This window comes from Pseudomonas sp. EYE_354, from assembly GCF_023148575.1.
Taxonomy (GTDB): Bacteria; Pseudomonadota; Gammaproteobacteria; order Pseudomonadales; family Pseudomonadaceae; genus Aquipseudomonas.
Genome location: NZ_JAHXNQ010000007.1, coordinates 99087 through 109035 on the forward strand (window position 1 = coordinate 99087; position 9949 = coordinate 109035).

Annotated in this window: 6 protein-coding genes; 2 read left to right on the top strand and 4 right to left on the bottom strand. The window is 59.3% G+C overall.

Annotated elements, in window-relative coordinates; genetic code table 11:
* Both KZX66_RS11750 and KZX66_RS11755 read right to left on the bottom strand, forming a co-directional pair.
* A complete protein-coding gene (locus tag KZX66_RS11750) occupies window positions 1-1134 on the bottom strand; it encodes an MFS transporter (RefSeq protein WP_248079519.1) in 1134 nt (377 codons plus the stop codon).
* Window positions 1135-1313: 179 nt separating this feature from the next.
* Window positions 1314-2198: a Dyp-type peroxidase gene (locus KZX66_RS11755; protein ID WP_248079520.1), complete on the bottom strand. Its 885-nt coding sequence runs from the start codon at window positions 2196-2198 to the stop codon at window positions 1314-1316.
* Between the two features lie 148 nt (window positions 2199-2346).
* On the opposite strand from KZX66_RS11755, the gene KZX66_RS11760 reads away from it, so the two are divergent.
* The gene (locus tag KZX66_RS11760) at window positions 2347-3963 is read left to right on the top strand and encodes an NADP-dependent glyceraldehyde-3-phosphate dehydrogenase (RefSeq protein ID WP_248079521.1); all 1617 of its coding nucleotides are present in this window, start codon (window positions 2347-2349) and stop codon (window positions 3961-3963) included.
* A 23-nt stretch (window positions 3964-3986) separates the two neighbouring features.
* Entirely contained in the window at window positions 3987-5048 is a 1062-nt protein-coding gene (locus KZX66_RS11765) for an FUSC family protein (RefSeq protein ID WP_248079765.1), read from the top strand.
* Between the two features lie 120 nt (window positions 5049-5168).
* On the opposite strand, the gene KZX66_RS11770 is transcribed toward KZX66_RS11765, so the two are convergent.
* Both KZX66_RS11770 and KZX66_RS11775 read right to left on the bottom strand, forming a co-directional pair.
* Entirely contained in the window at window positions 5169-8813 is a 3645-nt protein-coding gene (locus KZX66_RS11770; RefSeq protein WP_248079522.1) for a hypothetical protein, read from the bottom strand.
* Window positions 8814-9107: 294 nt separating this feature from the next.
* Complete coding sequence (locus KZX66_RS11775; RefSeq protein WP_248079523.1) at window positions 9108-9860, bottom strand: TetR/AcrR family transcriptional regulator; 753 nt, start codon at window positions 9858-9860, stop codon at window positions 9108-9110.
* Window positions 9861-9949 lie beyond the last annotated feature (89 nt).

The window sequence follows — 9949 nt, forward strand, 5'->3', positions numbered from 1 at the left end:
TCAGTCCACGCGAGGACTGGCCCGCCAGCAGAACAGCGCGCTCACGGCAATGGCCGCCCCTGCAACGCCAAACACCAGGGGCGCCGAGGCCACCGGCAATAGCAGCCCCGCGAGCAACGGCCCCAGACCTGCGCCGATATCGCGCCACACCGCATTGGACGCCAGCGCCGACACCCGCATCGAGCCAGGGTTACGCTCGGCCACGAGGGTGGTCACCAACGGCAGCTGCAGCGCGCGCAGCACCAGCACCGCTGCCGCGCCGACAATCACCCAATAGCTGCCGAAGGCGGTCAAGGCCAGGGCACTCAAGAACGAAAACAGCAGTAACATCGAGGTGGCGCCAAAGCGCTGCGCGGCGCGGCCACCCAGCGGGCTCAGGAGCATTTCCGAGACGTAGCGCAGCGCCATCAGGCCACCGGCGATCAGCACCGCATCGCCACCCAGGAGCTTCTGCGCCTGGATCGACAGGCCAAAGATAAACAACCCATCCAACGCCACGCCTTCGATAAACGACCACAGGGCCACGCTGTCGGGAAACCTGAAACGACGTCCAGGGCTGCTGCGCAAGTCATGGCCGGCACTCGGCAACCCCCGCGCCACCCACACGCCCGCCAGGCAACACGCGGCGAGAATCAAAAAGATCGGGCGTGGCCCGGCCCAAAGGGTCAGCCAGCCACCCAACGGCAAGGCCAGCATCGGCCCCCAGGCGATCAGGGCCCTGGAGCGACCGGCGCGACGCGCGGCACCGACGGACTCGGAGGTCGCCAGCACTTGGGTCGAGAGGTTCAACGCCGCAAAACACAGGCCCCATACCAGCCGCAACCCCAACAATGCGGCGAAGCCGGACAAGATCGAGTTGCCCAAGGCGCACAGCATGGCTGCACCGGCGGCGATCATGCAGGTCAGGCGATCACCGTTGCGCGCATAAAAGTTGAGCACATGCCGGTAGCCAAAAATCCGCACCAGCCGGTTCGCCGCCAGCAGCACCCCGGCCTGTGCCAGGGTGATACCAAAGGCCTGGGATTCCATGGGCAGCAGCAGGTAGAGCAACACGTCGCTGGGCAAGCATAAAGCCAGGGTCAGCGCGGCGCGGCGGGAGGTGGTGTCGGCAGTGCGTTGGGCCTGACTGGACATAAATCTGAAACATCCCGAAATACTCAGGTCGCCACGGTAGCCCTCCAGAGCGCTGTATTACAACGGCCCTTCAGGCTTTTTTCGCCATGGAGCAACTAACGTACAGCACTCGCCGCCTCCGTTGACACAGGGGGCAAGGGCCGCCTGGATAAAGGCAGCACAGAATTTTCAGCCGTGGGTCAGCGCCCTGTCGCCGTATCCGGATTCGCCAGCACACTGAGGTCCAGACGTCCCCCGACAGACGGCGGGCACCAGTAATACCCCCCGGTGAGCGGCGTGCTGATGCGGTACAGGCCATCGACAATACCGTCTTCCAGGCCGCTCATGCGCCGCAGTTGCGCTTCGAACGCATCGAAGGAATGCCCGAACGCGAGGAACGTCAGCCCGGCCTGGCCGTTCTCGGCCCATGGCATGGAGCGGCGCACCACAAAGGCTTCGGGGCTGAAGCTTTCCTGGGCGGTACGTTTGGTGTGGGCGGACTCAGGCGCGTCGTCCAGTTCTTCGTTGTCGCCATGGCGGCGGCCGATGATGTGATCGCGTTCCTGGGCGGGCAACGCGGCGAAGCCATCCAGGTCGTGCTGCCACTGCTGGATCGCGGCGAAGCTGGCGCCGCTGTCGGTGGTCGCCGCTTCAACGGCGGCGTCGTCGTGGGGGTTTTCGGTGCCGTCTTCGTAATCGGTCAGGTCAAAGCCGGTCTTGTAGCGGAACCCCTCAAGTGACTGCACCAGGCGAAACCCTGGGGCCAGCGCCTTTTCGAACGCGCGACTGCGCAACAGCAATTCGCCGCGATCCACCCCGTGCAACCACACCCACAGGGCCTGTTGGGTCGACGGGTTATGAGCCCCCGGACCGCTGATTGCAGGGAAGGCACGCAAGCCGTCGACCTGTGCGCCCAAGGCCGTTACCAGCGGCTCACCGAAACCGACCACCGCCGACGCATCCACATGCTGCACCAACGCGTCCAGCGCAGCGGGCACGGCGGCCGGCGTCTGCACAGCAAAAAACAGATGGCGTGCCTGCAAAGGCACCGGTGCGGCAAGAATGCCCGGCTGGTAGCGACTCATGTGAACTCCTTCAAGAAAGGCGCGCAGTCTATCCCGACGAGCGGTGCACACGCACCTGTGTGTGCGGTAAAGCGCACAAGCCTTGCAAGATTGCCCGTTGTTGGGTGACTCTCTAGTCATGCTTTGTAACTATTCCAGGGGTAGCGACATGACCACCAGCAACCTGCTCGCCCGGCTGTTTCCCAACGCTGTGAGCGAGATTCCCGAGCAATATCGGCTCCAGGCACCGATTGAACAGCGCGATTACCTGGTAGATGGCCAATTACAAACCTGGAACGGCCCCCTGGCCCAGGTACAGAGCCCCGTGCAACTGGGTGATCAGCGCGTGGTGATCGGCAGCACGCCGCTGCTGGACGCCGACACCGCCCTCACCGCCCTTGACGCCGCCGTGCGCGCCTACGACCGCGGCCAAGGCGCATGGCCGACGATGCGCGTGGTCGAGCGCATCCAGCACGTCGAAGCGTTTTTGCGGCGTATGCGTGAACAGCGCGACGCCGTGGTCAAGCTGCTGATGTGGGAGATCGGCAAGAACCTCAAGGACTCGCAGAAGGAATTCGACCGCACCTGCGACTACATCACCGACACCATCAACGCCCTCAAGGAACTGGACCGCCGCAGCAGCCGCTTCGAGCTGGAACAGGACACCCTCGGGCAAATCCGCCGCGTGCCGCTGGGTGTTGCGTTGTGCATGGGCCCTTACAACTACCCGCTCAACGAGACGTTTACCACGTTGATCCCGGCGCTGATCATGGGCAACACCGTGGTGTTCAAGCCGGCCAAGCTCGGCGTGTTGCTGATCCGCCCCTTGCTGGAGGCGTTCCGCGACAGCTTCCCGGCCGGGGTGATCAACGTGATCTACGGCAGCGGCCGCGAAACCGTCAGCGCGCTGATGGCCAGCGGCAAGATCGATATCTTTGCGTTTATCGGCACCAACAAGGCCGCCAGCGACCTGAAGAAGCTGCACCCAAAACCCCATCGCTTGCGTGCGGCCCTAGGCCTGGATGCAAAAAATCCCGGCATCGTCCTGCCCGAGGTCGACCTGGACAATGCCGTCAGCGAAGCGCTCACCGGCTCGCTGTCATTCAACGGCCAGCGCTGCACGGCGTTGAAAATCCTGTTTGTGCACGAGGACGTAGTCGCCCCTTTCATCGAAAAATTCAACGCCAAATTGGCGACACTCAAGCCCGGCATGCCGTGGGAAGACGGTGTGTCGCTGACGCCGCTGCCGGAAGTGGGCAAGGTGGATTACCTCAACGGGCTGGTGGCCGATGCGCTGCAACAGGGCGCCAGGGTGGTGAACACCGATGGCGGCATCAGTCGCGGGTCGTTTTTCTACCCGGCCGTGCTGTACCCGGTTACCCCACAGATGCGCGTGTACCACGAAGAACAGTTCGGCCCGGTGGTGCCGATCGTGCCCTACCGCGACCTGGACACCGTCATCGAGTACGTGCTCGATTCGGACTTCGGTCAGCAACTGAGCCTTTTCGGCACCGACCCCGTGGCGGTCGGGCGACTGGTGGACACCTTCGCCAACCAGGTCGGTCGCATCAATATCAACGCCCAGTGCCAGCGCGGCCCGGACACCTTCCCTTTCAACGGCCGCAAGAACTCGGCCGAAGGCACGCTGTCTGTGCATGACGCCTTGCGTGTGTTCTCGATCCGCACCCTGGTGGCCACCAAGTTCCAGGAAAGCAACAAGGCGCTGGTCAGCGAGATCCTGCGCAACCGCGATTCAAGCTTCCTGACCACCGACTACATCTTCTAGAGGGACGCGAGCAGTTGATTAACCTGCATTTGCCGATGTTCGCCCGGCGCCTGTTGCGCCCGTTGCTCGACCCGTATCGCCGCTATCGCCATGCCAAGCTGATCCACGCCGTGCGCGTGTCCATCGGCTTGTTGGCGACGATCCTGCTGACCACCGGCATCAACCTGCCCCACGGCGAGTGGGCGTCGGTGACCATGCTAATCGTCATCGGCGGTTTGCAGCACCACGGCAACATCGGCAAAAAAGCCGTGGAACGCGCCTACGGCACCCTGATCGGCGCCAGCGTCGGCCTGCTGTTGGTGGTGCAACAAGCGTATTTCGGCCTGCCGTTGCTGACCTACCTGCTGATGTCGGTGGTGTGCGGGTTCTTTTCCTATCACGCCATCGGCAAGGGCGGCTACATCGCGCTGCTGTCGGCGATCACCGTGTTCATCGTTGCCGGGCACGGGGACAATCCCTTGTCGGACGGGTTGTGGCGTACCGTCGATATTCTCATCGGCATCGTGCTGGCCCTGGCGTTCTCCTTTGCCCTGCCGCTATATGCGGTGTACTCGTGGCGCTACAACCTGGCGGGCGCCTTGCGTGACTGCGCCGCCATTTACAGCCGCATCATCAATGGCCAGTCGGTCACCGATGACGAACACCTCAAACTGCTCAACCGCCTCAACGCGGCCATGGTGCAACTGCGCTCGTTGATGCCGTCGGTGTCCAAGGAAGTGCGCATCTCCATGACCGAACTGGACGCCATCCAGCGGCATTTGCGCATGTGCATCAGCACCTTGGAGATCCTTGGCAACACCCGTCCGGACCCGCGTGACGAACAGGCGACCGCGCGCATGCAAATGCTGCTGAAGGCCGAGCACCGGCAGATTCGTGTGCAGTTGGTGGGGATGGCGCGGGCGTTGAAGTCCGGTGCGGGAGAACGCTTGGAGCGACCAGGCCAACTCGGTGGCATTGAACCTGCGCTGGAGGCTCAGGGAGATACCGCGCTGAATGGCTATCGACTGGTAACGGCGCAGCTGGTAGCTAACGTGGACGCTATGCGAGGCCGGTTGGTGAAGCACTTACCACAGTGGAATGTTTGAACAATGTGTTGCACCTTCAGCGATATATGAAGGTATAGGTCTTATGTGCGACACGGACGTCCGGTAACAAAAAAGGCAGATCTATTCAGTGAATAGATCTGCCCCATTCCACTCCCTTATTTACACTTTCTCAATCTTCAACCAGGCAACTTGATAGTCATTTCCGTTCCACGCAGCCTCAGCGCTAGTCAGAGAGAAAAACGAATTCTCGACATCGACCACCGCAGTATGAGAAATAATTACCCAATTACCGGATGACACCGTAACGGTGGGTGAAGAACTATACCGGACAGTGACCCTTAACTTAGGCGTTTTGGTGCCCACATTAAACTGCCGAACGGCGGCACTGATTTTATATCGATGCCCTGGAATGGTGTGGATCCGTTTCATCAGCACAAACCCTGCATACTGATTAACGCCAGAGCTGGTGTTATGCGACCAGACTCTACTTCCTGCTGCGCCTATTATCGCCCCCCCTATTCCTGCTGATTCAACACGCCAACCATTCAACGTTCCATCTTGAAAGTCAGTCACGTCAGGCAGGCTGCGCATTTTGTAGTTCGTCGTCGGAAATGGCACGACGCTTGCCAGGTCTTTACTCCCATCAAAGCCCACCGACAGCCTCACCTCGAGGGTGCTGTCATGTACTACCCACGCTAACCAATCACGCGATAACGCCTTGCCCACAATTCCATTGGTCGCTTCCAGTGCGCTGACGGTATAGCCGTCCAGCACCCTAAGTTCACGCCCTCCTGCTACAAGACTCAGATACACCGTTTGCCCGGCTTTAATCAAAGGCCATGCAATGACCGAGGCTTTAGCGTCACCTGAGAAGTCTTTCAGGGTCAAGGCAGCGCCGTGGGCCAGGTTATTGATCAGTGCTCGTGGCAAGCTGGCAGATGCAATGGCTTTGATGATTACCGTCTGCACATTTGAAGGTGTTACTTTGCCTGCCCTTACGATCGAATACTTTAACTGCACCCGACTGTTCACACTGTTATGCAATACTTTATCCGCCGTAAAATCAACGACTACAGCGCCACTTGCTTGCCCCGCAGTAGCCTTATTAAGCACTGAACCGTTCTGAAAAATATAACTTAGCGTTATGGAATCCGTTGCAAGCATACCCGGATATTTGATGGTTACACTGGTCGCATTTTGAATATCCAAAGGGTCAACCGTGACCTCCTGCGCGGTGCTCGAAACCCCATTCAGGGTGGGGTAAGGCAGGACCGCAGGTAATTGCTCAATAATGTAATGGGCGACGCCAAACAGCGTTGCGGTTTGTTTATTGGGGATTCCTGGCAAACTTACCCACAGCCGCATTTCAAAGAGCGACGCATCCTTGAGGCGGCGAACCTTGTCCAGTGGCAAGGGTAACGAAACACCCTTGACCAGATCATCGGCAATGACTTTGTTAGCGGTGTAGAGCTCCTCCGTATATGGCGTGTCGTCATCAAAGGTGCCCGTGACAGTCAGCCACATAGGTTGGTCTACCAGCATGAAAATCCACACAGGGATATCGATACGCGGTGCCTGACCCAATAAGCTGATCGGCAACATCGTGGTGTTTTCAAACCCGCGAACATATGGCGTCGGTAATACGGCAAGCGGAAGTAATCGCAAGTACAATGTCGCAAACGTATAGATAAATTGCCCGCGTTTTAATTCGCACTCTATGGTGATGTTATTACCACCCTGGCGTATGCCCTTGGCAATCACTTCACTCGGGATGAGCACGTCGACGCTGTTAGTCGTCGGAACTCCCGCAGTTACGCCTTCAAATCGGCTGACGTCGTACTCTCCGTTCCATTTGTAAGCAATTTGATCGTCCTTACGCATCGACTTATAACTGATCCGCAATGTCACACCATTAATCGCATGTCTTGGCGCAAGGGTGTTATCAGTCATGTCGGCCTCAAGAATCTTGAGCAGGTCCAGCTCCACCGGCAGGCCAACGGTGATATCAAGCACCTCGGCGCGCATAACGGTCGGAGGTTGACCGGGACGCACCACGCTGTAGGTGATACGCAGACTGCCGTCGATATTCTGCATGAGAATGTCGGACCCAACCCCGATCCCCAAGGTTGTCAGGACTTCGCCTGCGGTTGCACTTGTAACCTCAATAGTGCCGGTGGTGGAGCTGCGCGCGTCCTTGCCGATTACGCTCCAATGCACGGTGTCGCCCGCGATGGTGTCCGAGTACGTCACGTACATCAGCCACTCGTCGCCGATGACCTTGGCCGGGTCGATGTTGCCGCTTTCGGCATCGGGGACAAACATGGGGGTCAATTCTTCAACCCGATCACCAATTTCAAAGTTCAGCTTTTCCGATTGCCGAATGGACCCAGGCGTACCTTTGCCATCGTTGGTTTCGTAGAAAGCCTGACCGATACCCAGCCCCTCAAACACCTTCAGCGCAGCCTTGGGCAGCTGTCGTGTGCCGCCCTGTGGGCCTGCCAGTTGCAAAAAGGTCACGCGCTCACCGCCGCCGCCCGCATCGACCTGCTCACAAATTACGGTTTCCAGGTATTTCGGATCGTGGGGAGAGTACGTCGGCAGTTGCGCCGTCACATCGGTATCGGTTGGCACATGCCCCGCTTCATAGGGGATCAGATTGAGTGCCGGCATCAGGGTCGGTGTGCCCACTACATACACCAGCGTACTGCTTGAACGCCCCAGCAATGCTCCACCCGCCGTCGCCAACTCGAACGATACGCGAAAGCGCCCTCCTGCCAGTGTCGTCACCAGGCTGTTCGGCAAGGGGATAGTCTCGCTCCTGCGATTCCTGTCGTTTACCGCAGGCAGACGCACGGTTTCGGTCACGCCGTTCTTATCGGTCGTTTCCACAATCACCGTCACCTTATGCAGCGGGTTGGGCGTGGGCCTCCTATAGTCCAGGGAAACCTCTACCGCCAGTGTCGCCGTGCTCTGGGTGTCGAGATCAAGTTGGCTGACCACCTCGTCATTCGCCAGCACAAGGGGAAACGGCAACAGCGTGGTGTCCATCTCACTGAGCAAGGGGATAGGTTTGGAGAACAGGTATTTGCCCTCCGGCACGTTGCCCACCACGTCTTCGACCGTGAACACCACGCCAACGGGCCCCAACGGAGAGATCTTGCGCAGCGTCTCTTCGGGAACCCGCACTTCAATCGGCTTTTTATTGGTCGCCTCTTGAGGGCTGACAATATGGGTATGCAGAATTCCGTCAACGAACAGGCTGATTTTGTCGTTCTTGCGGATGTTCAGGTACGGCTGAACCATGCAACGCAGGCCGCCTGCGATGGTGTCCGGGTTCAGAATCGAGCCTTCCGTCAGGTCTGCCAGCCACATGATCAAGCCGCTGTGCCAGGGCTCTTCGGGCCGGCGGTCATGACCGCCCGGAATGGTCTGTTTGAACAGCATCTTTTCGGTGACCGAGCGGCTCTCTTGTTCGCTGCCCGTACGCAGGACCCGAGCGAAATACTCGAGATCACCCTCGCCTATCGTCTCGGCATCGACATACAAAAAATAGCGCTCTTCGTCGACCTTGATGTTGGTTGACGCGATGGGCTGGGTCAGGTCACCAATGCGCAAACCCAGGTAGTCGCCCAGGCTCAAGTCAGGCCAACGCTCGACGGCAAACGAGCAATACGGAACCAAGCCACGTCGACCAAGGCCTTTGGGGGATACTTCAGGGTAGAGGGCCTTCGTCAGGTCTACGGTGGGGTAGACCGAATAAGGGCCGGGGGAGAGTTCGTCATAGGGAACAGGAATCGTGGACATCACCATCACCTTGCAGGGTTTGGCCGCACGGGTGCGCGGCGGGCAAGGTTTATAGGGCGCTTGAGGGGTAGTTTGAATCTACTGTCAGAAATGACAGTGGCGACGAGCGGTAAAACACCCCTCGCGTTCGGCAAGTAAGGCGCAAAGCTGAGCAATCGGCGACACCGCCTTTTTCTTACATTTTTTTCACGTTTTATTCACATCCCGAGACGTAGTGTGAAGCCTCATCCGTTACAAACGTTGCACATCAAGCCCGCCGCCCCAGCGGGCTTTTTTTTGGCTGACGTTTAAGGTTCAGCGCGCCAGCTTGCTGACAGGAGCCAAGGCCTGTTCACGAATGGCCCGTTGGGTCTCGAGCACCCTGGCCAGGGCGGTTTGCGCCTCGGGGCTTTGCTGGGGCACGCGAATCGCGGCCGAGACCAGCGTGATCAGCTTGGCCATCACCTCGGCGTCAGTGGCCGGGCGGCCCAGGCTCATGGAGTTCATCAGCAGGCGCAGTTCGGTGCCGGCCATTACGCCGGAAATCGCCTTGAGGGCAAATTGCAGGCGCACCCCCAGTTCGTTGCGTGGCAGTTCCGGCAGGGCCAGGGCGAAGGCTTCGAAGAAACGCTGGAATACCGGCTGGTAATGCACCTTGAGGTATTCCTGAATAAACGGCGAGGTGTCGCTGTACACCCGTCCGAGGAAACGGATGAACGAGCGCCCTTCCCCGCTTGCCGGATCGCTGCGTTCCAGGCCCATGGCCGGCGCGAACAGCACGCCCAGCAGCGTGTCGCAGTCCAGCGGGCCGTCGGCTTCGGCTTCGCAGCGCGCCAGCAGCTCCAGACGCTGCTCGTTGAGCGGCTCCAGACGCTGCATCAGCAGGGTTTTCATCAGGGAGTCCTTGTCCCCGAAGTGGTAGTTCACGGCGGCCAGGTTGACCTGAGCGCGCTCGGTAATCTGACGTAACAACACGGCGTCGTAGCCGTATTTGATGAAAAGAGCCTCTGTCGCATCCAGCAAGCGAGTCTTGGTAACGTTTGGAGCGCTGAGTTTCTTCGCGGCCATATGGGTTCCACGGCGGAAATATTGTTTTAAAAAATAATTTGATTTTTTATACCGGTGCAGCCCTGTGAAAGCAAGTAGTGACACTGCGC

What these genes read in the sequence shown, in the direction of transcription:
- KZX66_RS11750 (WP_248079519.1), bottom strand. Translation starts at nt 1,134, where the DNA reads ATGTCCAGTCAGGCCCAACGCACTGCCGACACCACCTCCCGCCGCGCC.
- KZX66_RS11755 (WP_248079520.1), bottom strand. Translation starts at nt 2,198, where the DNA reads ATGAGTCGCTACCAGCCGGGCATTCTTGCCGCACCGGTGCCTTTGCAG.
- KZX66_RS11760 (WP_248079521.1), top strand. Translation starts at nt 2,347, where the DNA reads ATGACCACCAGCAACCTGCTCGCCCGGCTGTTTCCCAACGCTGTGAGC.
- KZX66_RS11770 (WP_248079522.1), bottom strand. Translation starts at nt 8,813, where the DNA reads ATGTCCACGATTCCTGTTCCCTATGACGAACTCTCCCCCGGCCCTTAT.
- KZX66_RS11775 (WP_248079523.1), bottom strand. Translation starts at nt 9,860, where the DNA reads ATGGCCGCGAAGAAACTCAGCGCTCCAAACGTTACCAAGACTCGCTTG.